Annotated in this window: 15 protein-coding genes; all 15 read left to right on the forward strand. The window is 38.0% G+C overall.

Going from position 1 to position 15,683, the window contains the following annotated elements; translation table 11 throughout:
• Positions 1 to 26: 26 nt before the first annotated feature.
• Positions 27 to 287, forward strand: a complete 261-nt coding sequence (locus VCHSUH04_RS03625) for a DUF6110 family protein (RefSeq protein ID WP_004697111.1) — start codon at positions 27 to 29, stop codon at positions 285 to 287.
• A gap of 15 nt (positions 288 to 302) precedes the next feature.
• The gene (locus tag VCHSUH04_RS03630) at positions 303 to 2,441 is read left to right on the forward strand and encodes a heavy metal translocating P-type ATPase (protein ID WP_105085391.1); all 2,139 of its coding nucleotides are present in this window, start codon (positions 303 to 305) and stop codon (positions 2,439 to 2,441) included.
• Between the two features lie 115 nt (positions 2,442 to 2,556).
• Positions 2,557 to 2,961, forward strand: coding sequence for a hypothetical protein (locus VCHSUH04_RS03635; RefSeq protein ID WP_105085392.1), 405 nt, complete (start codon positions 2,557 to 2,559; stop codon positions 2,959 to 2,961).
• On the forward strand, positions 2,954 to 3,796 hold the full coding sequence (locus tag VCHSUH04_RS03640) for a hypothetical protein (protein WP_105085393.1): 843 nt from the start codon (positions 2,954 to 2,956) through the stop codon (positions 3,794 to 3,796). Before VCHSUH04_RS03635 ends, VCHSUH04_RS03640 begins: the two co-directional genes overlap by 8 nt.
• Positions 3,797 to 3,845: 49 nt before the next feature.
• A complete protein-coding gene (locus VCHSUH04_RS03645) occupies positions 3,846 to 4,637 on the forward strand; it encodes an ECF transporter S component (RefSeq protein WP_105085394.1) in 792 nt (263 codons plus the stop codon).
• Between the two features lie 67 nt (positions 4,638 to 4,704).
• The gene (gene scfA / locus VCHSUH04_RS03650; RefSeq protein WP_004693318.1) at positions 4,705 to 4,848 is read left to right on the forward strand and encodes a six-cysteine ranthipeptide SCIFF; all 144 of its coding nucleotides are present in this window, start codon (positions 4,705 to 4,707) and stop codon (positions 4,846 to 4,848) included.
• A gap of 166 nt (positions 4,849 to 5,014) precedes the next feature.
• Positions 5,015 to 6,424, forward strand: a complete 1,410-nt coding sequence (gene scfB, locus VCHSUH04_RS03655) for a thioether cross-link-forming SCIFF peptide maturase (RefSeq protein WP_105085395.1) — start codon at positions 5,015 to 5,017, stop codon at positions 6,422 to 6,424.
• A gap of 35 nt (positions 6,425 to 6,459) precedes the next feature.
• Positions 6,460 to 8,739, forward strand: coding sequence for a carbamoyltransferase HypF (gene hypF / locus VCHSUH04_RS03660; RefSeq protein WP_105085396.1), 2,280 nt, complete (start codon positions 6,460 to 6,462; stop codon positions 8,737 to 8,739).
• Positions 8,740 to 8,882: 143 nt separating this feature from the next.
• Entirely contained in the window at positions 8,883 to 9,134 is a 252-nt protein-coding gene (locus VCHSUH04_RS03665) for a HypC/HybG/HupF family hydrogenase formation chaperone (protein ID WP_005387071.1), read from the forward strand.
• Positions 9,094 to 10,212: a hydrogenase formation protein HypD gene (gene hypD / locus VCHSUH04_RS03670; RefSeq protein ID WP_060924795.1), complete on the forward strand. Its 1,119-nt coding sequence runs from the start codon at positions 9,094 to 9,096 to the stop codon at positions 10,210 to 10,212. The genes VCHSUH04_RS03665 and hypD overlap by 41 nt, the downstream gene beginning before the upstream one ends.
• 1 nt (position 10,213) lies before the next feature.
• A complete protein-coding gene (gene hypE, locus VCHSUH04_RS03675) occupies positions 10,214 to 11,221 on the forward strand; it encodes a hydrogenase expression/formation protein HypE (RefSeq protein ID WP_105085397.1) in 1,008 nt (335 codons plus the stop codon).
• A 254-nt stretch (positions 11,222 to 11,475) separates the two neighbouring features.
• Positions 11,476 to 11,922 carry a hypothetical protein gene (locus tag VCHSUH04_RS03680; protein ID WP_005387067.1) on the forward strand — a complete coding sequence of 149 codons (447 nt, stop codon included), beginning with the start codon at positions 11,476 to 11,478 and terminating at the stop codon, positions 11,920 to 11,922.
• Positions 11,923 to 12,030: 108 nt separating this feature from the next.
• Positions 12,031 to 13,149: a hypothetical protein gene (locus VCHSUH04_RS03685; protein WP_105085398.1), complete on the forward strand. Its 1,119-nt coding sequence runs from the start codon at positions 12,031 to 12,033 to the stop codon at positions 13,147 to 13,149.
• Between the two features lie 37 nt (positions 13,150 to 13,186).
• The gene (locus tag VCHSUH04_RS03690) at positions 13,187 to 14,740 is read left to right on the forward strand and encodes an LptA/OstA family protein (protein ID WP_105085399.1); all 1,554 of its coding nucleotides are present in this window, start codon (positions 13,187 to 13,189) and stop codon (positions 14,738 to 14,740) included.
• 13 nt (positions 14,741 to 14,753) lie between these two features.
• Positions 14,754 to 15,617 carry a UTP--glucose-1-phosphate uridylyltransferase GalU gene (galU, locus tag VCHSUH04_RS03695; protein WP_105085400.1) on the forward strand — a complete coding sequence of 288 codons (864 nt, stop codon included), beginning with the start codon at positions 14,754 to 14,756 and terminating at the stop codon, positions 15,615 to 15,617.
• The last annotated feature ends 66 nt before the right edge of the window (positions 15,618 to 15,683 follow it).

The following is a 15,683-nucleotide window of genomic DNA, read 5'->3' on the forward strand; positions in this document are numbered from 1 at the left end:
CATATTTAGTAGAAAGGAATATTATCATGTTCAACATCGATCAAAAAAATCTTAAAAACGCTAATTTATTCGCAGCAGGTCTTGCATTGGGTACTGTAGGTCTTAAAGTTTTAACTTCTAAAGATGCTAAAAAAGTATATGCTGGTATCGTAGCAGCTGGCCTTCGCGCTAAAGAAACTGTATTAGAAACAGCTGAAAAAGTACAAGCATCCGCATCTGATGTATTAGCAGAAGCTCAAGAAATCAACGAAGCACGCAACGAAGAAATCTTTGAAGAAAATAAATAATAGAAGGATTTAACTATGTTACAATTTTCTGTTGTACGAAAACTCAGAAATCGCTTGCATGTTAAGGTAACAGGTCATCGCTTTACAGAAGCTGAAGCTGCTTATGTAGAGGATACATTACTCCTTAATGATGCAGTTGTAGATGTAACCTTCTACACTCGTAGCAGTCAAATCGCCATTAAACATAATGGCGATTCTGATTCTGTGCGTGATGCAGTGTTAGCTCTACGCGATTTAGATTTGTCTGAAGCTCCTGCTTTGAACGAATATTCACCACGCTTGGTAAATAAAAAATATCGTGAAATGATGATCAACCGCACTGCACTTTACTTAGGTAAAAAAGCAGTGCTTCCTGCACCGATTGCGGCTGCATGGGCTTGGTTTGACGGTGTTAAATTTATCGGTAAAGCCATTAAAACATTGTGGCAACGTAAGTTAACAGTAGAAGTACTTGATGGCGTAGCTATTGGTGCTGCTTTACTTCAAAAAGACTACCCTACAGCTGGCGCTGTTATGTACCTATTGGGTATTGGCGATATCTTAGAAGAATGGACTCACCGTAAATCCGTATTGAATCTTGCTCAAAGCATGTCCTTGAACGTAGATAAAGTATGGGTTTTAGTTGATGACATTGAAGTGAGCAAGCCAGTTAACGAAGTTGTGGCAGGTGATAAAATCATTATTCGCCAAGGTGAAGTGATTCCATTGGATGGCGTCGTTATCGATGGTGTTGTTCTTGTTAATGAAAGCTCCATGACTGGTGAACCAGAAGCGGTTCGTCGCGATCAAGACAGTTCTGTATATGCAGGTACTGTTGTTGAAGACGGTAAAGCTATTGTAGAAGTACGTAGCACATCCAAAACATCTCGTTACGAAAAAATCGTTAACCTTATCGAAGAGTCTGAACAAATGAAATCCGGTATGGAACAACAAGCATACCGCATGGCTGATAAATTAGTTCCAATAAGCTTTATTGGTGCTGGTTTGACATACTTGTTGACTCGTAATGTGATGAAAGCATTGTCATTCGTAATGGTTGACTTCTCTTGTGCTCTTAAATTATCCATTCCATTAGCAGTACTTTCCGCTATGCAAGAAGCATCTAAACGCGGTATCACTGTTAAAGGTGGTAAATTCTTAGAACAAATTGCACAAGCAGATATGATTGTATTCGATAAAACAGGTACTCTTACAAAAGCAGAACCTGAGTTTGAACAAATCATTCCATTTAATGGTCATGATGCAGATGAAATGTTAAAATTGGCTGCATGTATTGAGGAACATTTCCCTCATTCCATGGCAAAAGCAATTGTACGTGCTGCTAAGGATCATTCCTTGCCTCACAAGGAAATGCACTCCGACGTAGAATACGTTGTAGCTCATGGTATTGCATCTAAAGTTGGCCGCTACCGTGTACGCATTGGTAGTGCTCACTACATCTTTGATGATGAAAAAACAAAGATTCCTGCAGATGAACAAGAAAAGTTCAATAATTTACCAAATTCATCTTCCCATATTTACCTCGCTATTGGAGGTACACTAGCAGCGGTTATTTGTATTAAAGACCCTGTTCGTGAGGAAGCAAAACAAGTTATAGCTGATTTACATACATTGGGCATTAAAAAGGTTGTCATGATGACTGGCGACTCCAAACGTAATGCACAACGTGTAGCTGACGAACTCGGCATCGATGAATTGCATGCTGAAGTATTGCCAGAAGATAAAGCGGCTTATGTAAAACAAGCAAAAGCTGAAGGCTATACTGTTATGATGGTAGGGGATGGTATTAACGATTCCCCAGCAATTTCTGAAGCACATGTTGGTATCGCTATGAATGAAGGTGCACCAATCGCTCAAAAAATTGCAAATGTTACTATTTCTTCCGATCATCTACAAGCTCTTGTAGATTTACGCCGCATTTCTATGGCATTGATGAAACGCATCAAAGCTAATTACAATGGTATCGTTGGTTTCAACGGCGCCCTTGTTGGTGGTGGCGTTCTCGGTATTATGCCGCCAAGCCAAACAGCATGGTTGCATAATCTATTCACATTGGGTATTGGCTTAGAAAGCATGACTCCATTGTTGAAGAAAGAAGAACAAAAGGAAACTGTTCCTACAATTGATGTAACAGCTGACTCTGTAGTGGCTTAATTAAAAGCCTCCATATAAGGTATTTATTTACCTATATGGAGGTTTTTCTTTTTTGATGACATTTATCTATGATTATTGTAAAATACAAAGAGATTACATATCATAGGAGATCTTTATGAACACATTAATAGATATTTGTAAAAGATCCATCTACTTGAATATATTTATCGTAGTAATTCCTATTATTGCGTATATGATTCATAATGGATCGAGTGCGACAGTAGCACTTGCATGGTATTTGCTCTTATCGTTAATAATGCCTTGGGCATATTTATCGTTTAAAAGTAGTACCTTTGGCGAGGGTAAATCGATTAGCCGTATTGCCTATTTTATAAGTTGGATTATAATTCATGGTATTAGCTATAAAGGTATTTTTCTTGGTATAGATTTATCTATGTTATGGAGCTGGCCAACAGTTGGTCGAGATGTAGCTTTCTTAGTAGCTATGTATATTGGTGTTACTATTAGCTTGATTTTGGCATACGGTCTTACTCGTTTAGTAGGAGGCCGTAATGAATAAGAATTTCTGGTTATTTACCGTTGTCTGTGCATTATTTGTAAGTGCTGTAACGACAGTTCTATCTTTAAGTGGCGCGCTAGCTTTACCAATTTTAGTATTCCCCGTGTTGTCCCTCGTAATACCTCTTATGGTACGAAGACTTAAGAATGCTAAATTTAATGACGATCTACCATTGAGTATGGGATATCATATGTATAGTTGGGCTTGGTGGACTGTATTTTCATTTCTGCATACGCCCTTTAGCTTTACTGCAGATAATGGAATTGTAACAGCGTTGCTTCTCTTCGTGGTGTATTTTATAGTTCAAGTACTTATTGAACTTTGTGGGTTGCTAGCTACTAAGTTTTTCAATCGAAATCATCGATGGGGAATGGTAGATGAAGCACTCGATATAATTGGATATACTATTCCAATTCCATTCTTATATATTGGTTCACTTCTCTATATTGATCTACAAGATCCAATGGTTTATTTCATGTATGCGTCATCTATGAATGTAAATATACTCTTTGCAGAATTGGTGTCATTACTTATATCCTTATTGGTATTTGTATTCTATTTATATCCAAGAGAAATAGCCTATAAAGGTATACGATTATTTCGTATTGTTTTAACTGCTGGTTTATGGCTCGCTATGAATGCCCATATTTTATATGGTGGTTATATTCCAGAGTTTGTTTTATCTTTAGTTCCTACCGTTTTTCCAACGTATCAAGGTAATCCGCTAGTGTTTGTTACCCCAACTTTGTTAGAAGCTGGTATGACAGGTGTAGCAGTGATTATAGGTGCATTGGTAGAGCGTGGTATTATTTCACGACGCCGTGAACGTATTTAATTTCTAGTTTCGACTTATATCCGTAAGGAATGAGAACGAAGGAGGATCTATGAACAACAATGAACGTCTAGTGGATGATAACTCAACTGTATCAATCCAAGGCAATGAAACGACTAACTCCGTTGAACGTAAAAAGGTTAAAAAAGAGAAAAAGAGTGGTATTACTATTCGTGAGCTTACCATTATTGGTTTGTTGGCGGGGATTACAATCGCATTAGGTGTATCTGGATATGGGATTATTCCATTGGGGCCTCTTAATGTGACAACTCTACATGTACCGACTTTGATCGGTGCTATTGTAGAGGGCCCTAAGGTAGGTGCCTTTGTAGGCTTTATCTTTGGTTGCTATAGCTTGTGGCAAAATATTACAGCACCTAATATTTTATCCCCACTATTCATTAATCCAATCATTTCTGTGTTACCACGTATACTTTTCCCTGTATTAGCATATTTAGTATACTTATTATTGTGGAAAGCACCTCAAGGTCCACGCATTCTTGTATCTGCATTTATGGGTACTGTATTCCATACAATTATGGTTATGGGACTTATCTTCTTGCTTTACGCAGATATGTTTGCTATTAAAATGAACCTAAGCCCAGATCAAGTATTAGGCTCTATTGTATTCTTATCTGTTACGCATGGTATTCCAGAAGCTGTTTTTGCAGCTGTTATCGTTACTCCAGTTGCATTGGCATTACGTAAGGTATTGCGTAAGGATACTCCTAAGAAAGAAAAAACTGATGCTGTTACAAGCACTGCAACAACAGTAGGAGCGGATGCAAATAAAACTACTGAAGTTAATAAAATAAAATCTGTAGAAGAAAACATAACTAAATAGTATTTTACAGGCTTTTCATAAATATGATAAAATAAATATCATTCGATAAGTATTGAGGAGGATAACCATGGCTAAACGTATTCGTACTATCAACACTGAATCCTTGCAAAAAACTGCTAAAACTGGCGGTTGTGGGGAATGTCAAACATCTTGCCAATCTGCTTGCAAAACAAGCTGCACAGTTGGTAACCAAGTTTGCAAACAAAAATAATAAAGAGGCTCGCTTAGCGGGCCTTTTTTATTTATGTGTATAATACATACTTTATATGGTATATCTTTATGACTCTTTTCATAACGTTTAGCGTGGAAATGTGGTACAATTATCTAGAAAGTTCTATATAGTAGAACTTTTACCATACATAATAATTGGAGGTACCATGTTAGAATTAAAACCAATGATCCATAAGTTTCGGATGAAGGATAACTATTACTGCTTAGATGTTAATAGTGGTATTATTCACGTTATCGACGAACTCATTGATAGAGTTCTTGACATATATGATGGCACTAATCGCGATGCAGTACATGCTGCATTAGATGATAAAGAAGATGCCATAGAACTTGATGAGATTATGGATGAGTTAGATGAGCTCATTAAAGCAGAGCAATTGTTTGCTCCGATGAGTACAGAGTTTAAACTTGTAGTAGGTGAAAAACCTATTGTTAAGGCATTATGCTTAAATATTGCTCATGATTGTAATTTAGCATGTAAATACTGTTTTGCCAGCCAAGGTGATTACGGCGGTGTAAAACGTGAATTAATGAGTTTTGATGTGGCGAAGCGTGCAGTGGACTTCCTCATTAAAATGAGCGGCCCTCGTCAACATTGTGAAATAGACTTCTTTGGTGGAGAACCTTTATTGAACTGGGATGTTGTTAAACAAACAGTTGAATATATTGAATCCATTCAAGAAAAGCACAATAAGATTTTCAAGCTTACATTGACTACAAACGGCATGCTGTTAACACAAGATAAAATCGACTATGTAAACGAACATAAGATGAGCCTTGTATTATCTTTGGATGGTCGTGAATCTGTACATAATGCGATGCGTCCTGTAGCTGGTAGTGGTGCGGAATCTTATAAATATATTGCTAAAAACCTTATTAATGCAGTAAAACAACGCCATGGCCTTGAATACTACGTACGTGGTACGTATACACATAAAAACTTGGACTTTACAAAAGATGTTATGGCTATGTCTGATCTTGGCTTTGAACATTTGTCCATGGAGCCTGTAGTAGGTGAAGAGGGGGACTATGTTCTTCGCGAAGAGGATTGGCCTGTATTGGAAAAAGAATATGAAAAATTAGCAGATATTTATTTACAACGTCAATTAGATGGTTGGGGCGAGAAGTTTAACTTCTTCCACTTCCGTATGGATTTGTATCGCGGTCCATGTATGGCTAAACGCCTTCGTGGTTGTGGGGCAGGTCATGAATATATGGCAGTCGTACCTAATGGCGATATTTACCCATGTCATCAGTTCGTAGGTAAAGACGGATATGTGCTTGGTAATGTGTATGATGGATTACAAAATACAGAAATTCCTAAAGATTTCCGTAATACACATGTATTCTCTAAACCAACTTGTGCTGAATGTTGGGCGAAATTCTTCTGTTCTGGTGGTTGTCATGCTAATAACATTACATTAGGTGGCGATTTAGAAACACCTTATGAATTTGGCTGCCGCTTACAAAAGAAACGTATTGAATGCGCTATTATGATTCAAGCCGAGCTAGAACAAGCTGGCATTGATGGCAGTATTCCTGTAGCATTAGGTTAATAGCCATTAATTCTCCGTCTATAGTAGGAGTTTATATGAAACAAAATAGTAATCAAACTATAGAACGCTGGGGAATTCGTTATACCGGTATAGTTCAAGGGGTCGGATTCCGGCCCCTTGTTTCTATGTGGGCACATTCCCTAGGTTTAACAGGTTTTGTATATAATGATAGCCAAGGTGTTTACGTCGAGATACAAGGTTGTACTAGTGATTTGCAGTTATTTTTAGATGCGATTCAAGATGATCAACCTCGATTGTGCCGCATTACAAGTCAACGGGTACAACATCTTACTATACAAAACAATGAAGTTGAGTTCTCTGTGAAGCCCTCTCCATTAGGAGAAGATGTTAGTACGTTTATTAGTGCTGATACAGCGCCATGTGATGACTGTCTTAAAGAACTAGAACGGGACAAGCGTAGGAAAGAATATCCTTTTATTAATTGCACAAATTGTGGTCCTCGGTATACGATTATTAAATCTCTACCTTATGATCGTGAGCGAACGACGATGGATGAGTTTCCTATGTGTGAAGCTTGTAAGGCTGAATATGAGGATATAGAGGGGCGCCGTTATCGTGCTGAACCTAATGCCTGTTCTCTTTGTGGGCCGCATTATACTCTATATAAACCTAATCGTACGGTTGTAGATACAGTAAATGTATGGAATACGACCCGTGAATTAATCAACGAAGGTAGTATTATCGCTATTAAAGGGGTAGGTGGTTATCATCTTGTATGCGATGCGCGAAATGATGTAGTTGTACAACGGTTACGGAATCGTAAGAATCGGCCTCATAAGCCACTAGCTATTATGGTGGGTTCATTAGATACAGCTATAGAGTTAGTTCAAATTAGCGATGTAGAACTGGATGTATTGACGGGGATGGAACGTCCTATTGTGCTATTAGAAAGAAATCATAATAGCACTGTCCGTTTAAGTTCTCACGTAGCACCTGATAATCATATGCTAGGCGTAATGTTGCCTTATACACCGATGCACGAGGTCTTATTACCCTCTGATGCAGTCTGGGTTATGACTAGTGGTAACAGAAGCGGTGATCCCGTTTTATATGATGATAATCAAGCCTTTGAAGAGTTAGGGGCAGTTGCTGATTATTTTTTGGTCCACAATCGGAAGATTTATGCACCTCTCGATGATTCTGTTGTAACTGTTATTCATAAGAAACCTCGATTTATTCGTCGCAGTCGTGGCTATGTACCAGAACCTATTCATTGTGAAATTTCAGGGCAAACTTCGATATTAGCCATGGGTAGTGATTTAAAAAATGCTTTCGCTGTGAATAAAGGTTCTGAAGTTCTTGTAGGACCACATATTGGTGATCTACAGAATGCATCCACTCATGCAACTTTGGAGTGGACTATTGACCGATATGAGAAATTATTTTCTATACAACCAGAGAAAATCATTGTAGATAGTCATCCTCAATTTTTCTCTTCTCACTTAGGGGAACGTATTGGTAAAAGTTCACAGATTTCTGTTATACCTGTCCAACATCATCATGCTCATATCGCATCAGTTATGGCAGAACACAATCTAGAAGGGCCTGTTCTTGGAATTGCCATGGATGGTACAGGATATGGTCCAGATGGAAGCGTATGGGGCGGTGAATTTCTCCTTTGTAAAGGCAACGAATATCAACGATTAGCTCATATCCATGAAGCGCCGCTACCAGGTGGAGAAAAAGCGGTTTCTGAGCCATGGCGTCAAGCCTTATGGTATATCAGAAATTATTATGGTAATGATATTCCACCTGTTTACCAAGATTGGATAAATAGGCTACCTAAAGGTTGGGAAATATTAGATAAAGCATTACAATCTACAATGCCTATGATTCAAGCAACGAGCTGTGGACGTTTATTTGATGCAGTAGGTTCTCTTTTAGGATTAGGAATGATTCATACCTATGATGCGCAAATTGCTATTGCATTAGAATCTTTATGTGGTGATGAAAAAGGCACATTGCTTGATTATAACTATGACGGGCGAATTCTTGATTTTACTCCAACTGTTCAATCTATTATGGATGGTGTTGTTAAAGGTGAATCTAGAGCTCATCTTGCAGTATCATTCCATAAAACAGTTGCCATTGCATTATGTGAAACTTCAGCCGATTTAATGGAGCGATATAATATTAGTGATGCGGCCATATCAGGCGGTGTATTTCAAAATCGCAAATTAGTAGAGTTAATATATCGCGCTTGGCATGTAGGCAATTTATATATGAATGAGGCTGTTCCTTCCAATGATGGGGGCTTAGCACTCGGCCAATTATGGATTGGTAATCAGAAATAGTTATATACTCTTGTAGCTAGTATCACTTAATAAATACTATAATTGTGATACAATAATATTAGAAATATTTATATATAATGAGTTTACTTACATAAAAGTAAACTTATAGAATTTGTTATTAAAGTAATATATAAGGAGATAATATGTGCTTAGCTGTACCAGCACAGTTAGTAGCTGTGAATGATGTTATTGGCACTGTAGAATTAACAGGTGCCACCCGTGACTGCAGCTTACTCCTCGTACCAGAAGCAAAGGTAGGGGACTGGTTGTTAGTCCATGCGGGTTTTGCTGTACAAATTGTTGATGAAGAAGAGGCACAAAAAACATTAGAGGCCTTTAAGGAGCTAGAAGAACTTGAAGAAGCTTACTTTGCAGGAAAAGCAGAACAGTGCTGATGCATTGTTAAAACGTATCAATGCTCTTCATAAGCCAGGGGAAACCGTGAGACTTATGGAGGTTTGTGGTACACATACTGTATCGATTTTCCGTGAAGGTCTTCGTCAGTTATTGCCAAGTGGCATTGAACTTGTTAGTGGACCAGGATGTCCTGTATGTGTAACGGATCAAACGTATATGGATAAGGCTTTGGCTTATGCTGAACGTGATGATGTTATTATTGCAACCTTTGGGGATATGTTAAAGGTGCCAGGTAGTTATAGTAGTCTTAGTGAAGCTCAAACAAAGGGCGCGCATATCCATGTAATTTATACCCCTTTAGAGGTAGTAGAACTTAGTAAGAAATATCCGGAAAAGAAAATCGTATTTTTAGCCATAGGTTTTGAAACGACTATTGCCGTTATTTGTGCAACTGTAAAAGCAGTTCATGCAGCAGGCTTGAAGAACGTTTTCTTCCTTGTATCTCATAAATTAGTGCCTCCTGCATTGCGAGCTTTATTAGATAAACAAGAAGGTCATATTGATGGTTTTATTTTGCCGGGGCATGTGAGTGTTATTATCGGAGAAGAACCATATCAATTCTTACCTGAAGAATATCATATACCATCATGTATTGCTGGTTTTGATGGACTTGAAATTTTGTCTGCTATAGCAAATATTTTAGAGCAACGAAAAACTAGTAATTTTATAGTAGGAAATACATATCATTCTGTAGTTATGCAGAAGGGTAATCCTGTAGCCCAAGCGATGATCAAAGAGGTATATGATGTATGTGATGATGCGTGGCGTGGTATAGGTGTCATTCCAAATTCTGGTTTAAGATTAAAGGACGAATATGCTGCCTATGATGTAGAACGTGCATTACCTATCCATCTTGAACGACCTTCTCTTGATCCGAAGGGCTGTCAATGTGGCCGTGTATTGCAAGGTCTTATTAAGCCGAGTGAATGTCCATTATTTGGTAAAAGTTGTACTGCTGACCATCCAGTTGGTGCCTGCATGGTATCTGTAGAAGGTAGTTGTGCTGCATGGTATAAATATGGTTATTCCAGTGGTGGATCGACGTGGGAGGATTAATATGGAGCGAGTTCGCTTAGTCCATGGAAACGGTGGTCGATTTAGTCATGAGTTGACCGAGCGTTTTATTTTGAAATATTTTACAAATGATTTATTAGCTCCTTTACACGATGGTGCTCAATTTCCCGTTACAGAAGGACGTATGGCGTTCTCTACAGATTCATATGTAGTACAACCAGCGTTTTTCCCTGGCGGAAATATTGGTAAATTAGCTGTATGTGGTACAGTGAATGATTTAGCTATGAATGGTGCTATTCCACAATACTTGAGTTGTGGGCTCATTTTAGAAGAAGGCCTCGCCTTTAATGAGTTAGATGAAATCCTTCATACCATGTCAGATATGGCCAAAGCTGCAAATGTACAAATTGTTACAGGAGATACTAAGGTTGTTAAAAAGGGGGAGGTAGATAAAATCTACATAAATACAGCGGGGATTGGCATGATTCCAGAGGGGATTGATATTGGTCCACATCGCGTAAAACCGGGCATGGATGTTATCTTATCTGGTGCTATAGGGGATCATTCTATTGCTGTTATGGGACAACGGTTTGGATTAGACCTATCCGATTCTTTAAAAACTGACTGTGCCCCTTTAAATAACATGGTTCATGCTGTACTTGATAAAGTGGGGCCTCAAGTGGCTCTATTGCGAGATCCTACACGAGGTGGCTTGGGGACTGTTTTAAAAGAAATTGCAGATCAAAGTCAAGTTGGTATTAAGGTAGACGAAGCAGCTATACCGGTTCACGCTGAAGTGCAATCTGTTTGTGATATTTTAGGATATGATCCTTTATACTTAGCAAATGAAGGAAAGGTTGTACTAGTAGTAGAGTCATCCACTACAGAAGAAGTTCTCTCTATTCTTCACGGCTTTGAAGAGGGCAAAGAAGCAGTATTAATCGGGAGAACACTAGACAAGAATATTGGTAAGGTTGGCTTACAAACTGCTATTGGTGGAGTTCGCTTAATTGATTTGTTAGGTGAAGACCAAGTTCCTCGTATTTGCTAATCACATAATTGATTTTCTTTAAGTCTTAAGGATATGCAAATATAAGAAGTATTTTATACCTATAGAGCATGAGATAGAGTAGATATTGACACTAATTCTTTATGATGGTAGCATTAAATTAAGTTGTGTAAAATTCATTGATTGTTCATCGGACTTTTATACAATGCTAGTATCTTTATGTGTAAGTTCTTATACTTTCACTAGAATCTATGTATAGAATTTGTTAAAATATAAGTATCTATAGGAGGCTTATTATGAAAAAGAAGATTATTACAGCTGTTCTAGGGATTTGTTTAACTACAACTGCATTTGGTGGCATCTTGACTACTCAAGCTGGCGGCCTTAGCAGTATTCTTGGTGGTGCAGCTAAAATTGGTGGTATCGGTATTGTTATCAATAAATTCGGTCCTCAAATTGACTCTTTCTTAAATAAATTATTGAAACAAAATAACTTAAGCACAGAGTATACAACTAAAGTTGTACCTATCATCAGTATTGGTACAAAAGGTTATATTGGTGCTGCTCAAGTAACTGGTCCAGCATCTAGCATTGAACAAGTTAAAGCGGTTGCTCAAGTTGAAGGTAGCTTTAACGGCATGGTTCGTGTAAAAGGTTTAGTACCAGTTGATAGCACAAACCCAGTTGGTGCATCTCGTGTTCAAGGCGTAGGTGTATCTGCGATTATCGATTTGAAAATTTAATGGCCACTGAGCATATAAAATAGTAGACTCAGGGAATAAGCACGGTCTTAGGCCCGTGCTTATTCTGTTGTATAACAGTTATACATTAGATACGTTGTGGAGGAATTTATGAAGAAGCAAGTACTTACACTTTTAATGGCATCCTTGATTTCAGGCACTGCATTTGCTGCTCCTGGTACAGTTACAGAAAAAACAAATGTTTTAGAAACTACTGTATATGGCGCTGTACAAGATGGTGCTGTAGTGGACCGCATTAATCAACTTGATGAAACCGTGTATGGTACTGGTTTCAATGGCAATTCTGCTACATTGAGCAAACGTGTCGATTCCCTTTATAACTCCGTAGAAGGTAGCGGTACAAATATTTCTTTGCGCGAAGAAATGGACGCACTTGAATATACATATCAAAATAGCATTAATGCAGGTTCTCTTGTTGATCGTGTAGAAAAGATGGAACGTAGCGTTAATGGTCGTATTGGTAGTGGCTCTTTACAAAAACGTATCATTTCTTTAAAAACAAAAGTATATGGTAGCAATGTAACGCTCACAAATCAAGTGGGTACATTAGCTGGTAACCAAGTTTTCAAAGTTACATTGAATGATGCTGTTTCTTCAAAAACTAGCCATGAAGGCGATACTGTTGCTTTCACAGTAGCTGAAAATGTTATGGATGGCAATGTGTTATTAGTTCCTGCAGGTACAGTAGGTTCTGGTACAATTACTTCTTTGAAAAAGGCGCGTTCCTTTGGTCGTAATGGTGCATTAGATATTACATTCGATACTATTCCTGCTATCGATGGTACAGAATTCACTGCTGTACAAGGTAAAGAAGCGAAAGACAAAACTCGTAATGAAGTTAAAGCTGCAGGTGCATCCGTAGCTGGTGCTGTTTTACTTGGACCAGTAGGTTTAGTAGGTGGCGCTTTTGTTAAGGGTAAAAATATTGAGTACCCTGCTGGTGCAACAATTTATGTACAACCTCAAGATTCTGTAACAATTCAAGGTCTTGTAATTGGTGGTGACGGTTTAGCTCATAGTGATGATGAATTGGCTGAAGCTGTAACTGTACCGAATGCAGCAGATGAATCTGAAGAAGTTGTAGATACTAATGAAGCGGCTGTTGATGAAAATGAAACAACAACAGAGGAACCAGCAGCAGTAGAAGAACAAGAAGAACAAGTAGAAAATGTTTCTCAACCTATCGTGGTTGTAAAGCGTAATCAATAATTAACAAATTCTTAAAGCAAGAGGAGTTCTAGTAACCATGAGGAAACGTAAAGTACAATGGCTGGCAGCGGCATGTGTTTTCTGTTTAGCACAACCAGTATGGGCTGCTACAGAGTCAACCACGGTATATCAAGATCAATTGGATAGCGTTGATCAATCCTATCTTGGAGAAATCTCCAAAGCATCTACACCTGACAATAGTAATATCCGTGTTGTACGTCGTGGTGAAAAGGCAAAGTCTGATCAACCTACAGAACAATTGCCGACTCGTATTGATGCAGATAAAATGTCCTATATAGGGTCCACTGGTGATGTATATGCACAAGGTGATGTAGTAGTGACTCAAGGTAATCAAACCTTGATGTCTCCGCGTATAGAAGGTAACACGAAAACTACAGAATATCGTACTGTTGGTGGATATCGCTTTTTAGAAAATGGCGGTAAAACTAAGGATATTACAGGTCAAAATATGACATATCGTACTAGTGATCATCATTTTACAGCTGATCAAGCTTTTGGTTGGAATGACCCTTACTATGTAAAAGGGCAAAATGCTACATTTGATGGTGAAACTGGTCATATGGAAAAAGGCATGGTTACCACAAAACATGCGATGGCTTTTAAACATACACCTGACTATCGTGTAGAAGGTCAAGATATCAAGGTATATCCTGGCGATAAAGTAGTTATCAAAAAACCATCCTTCTATATTAAAAACTTCAAGGTTTTATCTTTGCCTTCTTATACAGCATCCCTTCGCCATGATAAAGAGGGTAAATTTAGTATTTTCTCCTTGGTTCCAAAACCTACATATAGTAGTGATGATGGCTTTGGCTTGCATGGTAGTACAGATTATCCAATCGGTAAGCATGGTGAAGCCTATATTGATTACCGTTGGTATTCAAAGTCTGGATTTAAACCAAAAGTAGGCTATAGACATTATTTGCCTTGGGCTACTGCATCCATAGGTTACAGTAAAGAATCTAATGAGTATAACGATGAAACTGTATGGGTAGAAAAGATTGGTGAAGCTCGTTTAGATACTCATACATATCATGTTGGTAAATCTCCTGTTACTGTACGTGGTGGTGTAAATGCGGGCTATTGGAAAGAGGGTTCTGTAAAAGGTTCTCATACAGAGTATTATACAGAAGTATCCCATGATCCAATTAAGCTTTGGAAAAATGCAGATTTACGTTTCTTAGGTGGTTATCAACGTGACTACTATGGTTACAATGACTCCATTCGTAGCATGCCTTATTGGGGCGCTCGTTTCCGCTCTAAAGTGGGAGATCGTGCTAATGTATGGGTTAGTTATAATCAACGTAATATTTCTTATAATAACTCTCCATATCGATTCGATACGACAGAGCTTCCTAAGGAGCTCATTTATGGTGGTTCTTATAAATTAACTCGCTTGGATGATGTTTCTGTCAGTGTGAAAACAAATATGATGAGTGGTCAAATAGACTCTGTATATTATACATGGCATCGTGACTTACACTCCTTTGATCTATACTTAACTTATAAGGATGCACATAGAAGCAACAATGATCAATGGAAGCTCAAATTTGTTGGCAAAGACTTTTAATTAGGAGATAATTATGCAACGTATTAGAAAGGCCGTTATTCCAGCAGCTGGCTTTGGTACACGGTTCTTACCAGCTACTAAAGCACAACCAAAGGAAATGCTTCCTATTGTAGATACACCAGCTATTCAATATATTGTAAAAGAAGCATTAGATTCTGGTATTGAAGAAATCCTAATCATTACAGGTCGTAATAAACGTGCTATTGAAGACCATTTCGATAGCAGTGTTGAATTAGAATTACTGTTACAAAGCCAAGGTAAAAATAAACAGTTGGCTATGATTAAGGATTTAGCAGATATTAAGGTTCACTTTATCCGCCAAAAGGCACCACGTGGTCTTGGTGATGCTGTACTATGTGCTAAAGCTTTTATTGGTGATGAACCATTTGCCGTGTTGCTTGGTGATGATATTGTATATAATCCTGAAAATCCATGCTTAAAACAGTTGATTGAGTGTTATGACGAATATCCTGGTATTATTCTAGGGGCTCAATTTGTACCGGAAGATAAAGTTAGCTCTTATGGTATCGTATCTGGTGAAGCACTGGCTGATAATTTATATCGCGTTCATAACTTGGTTGAAAAACCAAAAAAAGAAGATGCTCCATCTAGACTTGCTGTATTAGGTCGTTATATTTTAACGCCAGATATTTTCAATATTTTGGAAAATACAAAACCAGGCGTAGGTAATGAGGTTCAATTGACTGATGCGTTAGCAGCATCTAAAACTGACACGTATGCATTGGCCTATGAAGGCATTCGTTACGATACAGGTGATAAACTAGGTTACTTGAAAGCTACTGTTGAGTATGCATTGCGCAATGAAGAATTAGGTGAAAACTTCAAGGCATACTTAAAAGAGCTAGATCTTAAATAACAAATCTATAAGATTTAACCTTATGAAAGAACCTATGATATATCATGGGTTCTTTTCTTTTGGTAG

The sequence above is a fragment of the Veillonella sp. T14073-2 genome (genome assembly GCF_002959875.1).
GTDB classification, from domain to species: domain Bacteria; phylum Bacillota; class Negativicutes; order Veillonellales; family Veillonellaceae; genus Veillonella; species Veillonella infantium.

Excerpts from the sequence above, each read along its gene's own strand:
- VCHSUH04_RS03625 (WP_004697111.1), top strand. The coding sequence starts at position 27 with ATGTTCAACATCGATCAAAAAAATCTTAAAAACGCTAATTTATTCGCA.
- VCHSUH04_RS03640 (WP_105085393.1), top strand. The coding sequence starts at position 2,954 with ATGAATAAGAATTTCTGGTTATTTACCGTTGTCTGTGCATTATTTGTA.
- galU (WP_105085400.1), top strand. The coding sequence starts at position 14,754 with ATGCAACGTATTAGAAAGGCCGTTATTCCAGCAGCTGGCTTTGGTACA.
- hypF (WP_105085396.1), top strand. The coding sequence starts at position 6,460 with ATGAAACAAAATAGTAATCAAACTATAGAACGCTGGGGAATTCGTTAT.
- VCHSUH04_RS03685 (WP_105085398.1), top strand. The coding sequence starts at position 12,031 with ATGAAGAAGCAAGTACTTACACTTTTAATGGCATCCTTGATTTCAGGC.
- VCHSUH04_RS03690 (WP_105085399.1), top strand. The coding sequence starts at position 13,187 with ATGAGGAAACGTAAAGTACAATGGCTGGCAGCGGCATGTGTTTTCTGT.
- VCHSUH04_RS03630 (WP_105085391.1), top strand. The coding sequence starts at position 303 with ATGTTACAATTTTCTGTTGTACGAAAACTCAGAAATCGCTTGCATGTT.
- hypE (WP_105085397.1), top strand. The coding sequence starts at position 10,214 with ATGGAGCGAGTTCGCTTAGTCCATGGAAACGGTGGTCGATTTAGTCAT.
- scfA (WP_004693318.1), top strand. The coding sequence starts at position 4,705 with ATGGCTAAACGTATTCGTACTATCAACACTGAATCCTTGCAAAAAACT.
- scfB (WP_105085395.1), top strand. The coding sequence starts at position 5,015 with ATGTTAGAATTAAAACCAATGATCCATAAGTTTCGGATGAAGGATAAC.
- VCHSUH04_RS03665 (WP_005387071.1), top strand. The coding sequence starts at position 8,883 with ATGTGCTTAGCTGTACCAGCACAGTTAGTAGCTGTGAATGATGTTATT.
- VCHSUH04_RS03645 (WP_105085394.1), top strand. The coding sequence starts at position 3,846 with ATGAACAACAATGAACGTCTAGTGGATGATAACTCAACTGTATCAATC.
- VCHSUH04_RS03635 (WP_105085392.1), top strand. The coding sequence starts at position 2,557 with ATGAACACATTAATAGATATTTGTAAAAGATCCATCTACTTGAATATA.
- VCHSUH04_RS03680 (WP_005387067.1), top strand. The coding sequence starts at position 11,476 with ATGAAAAAGAAGATTATTACAGCTGTTCTAGGGATTTGTTTAACTACA.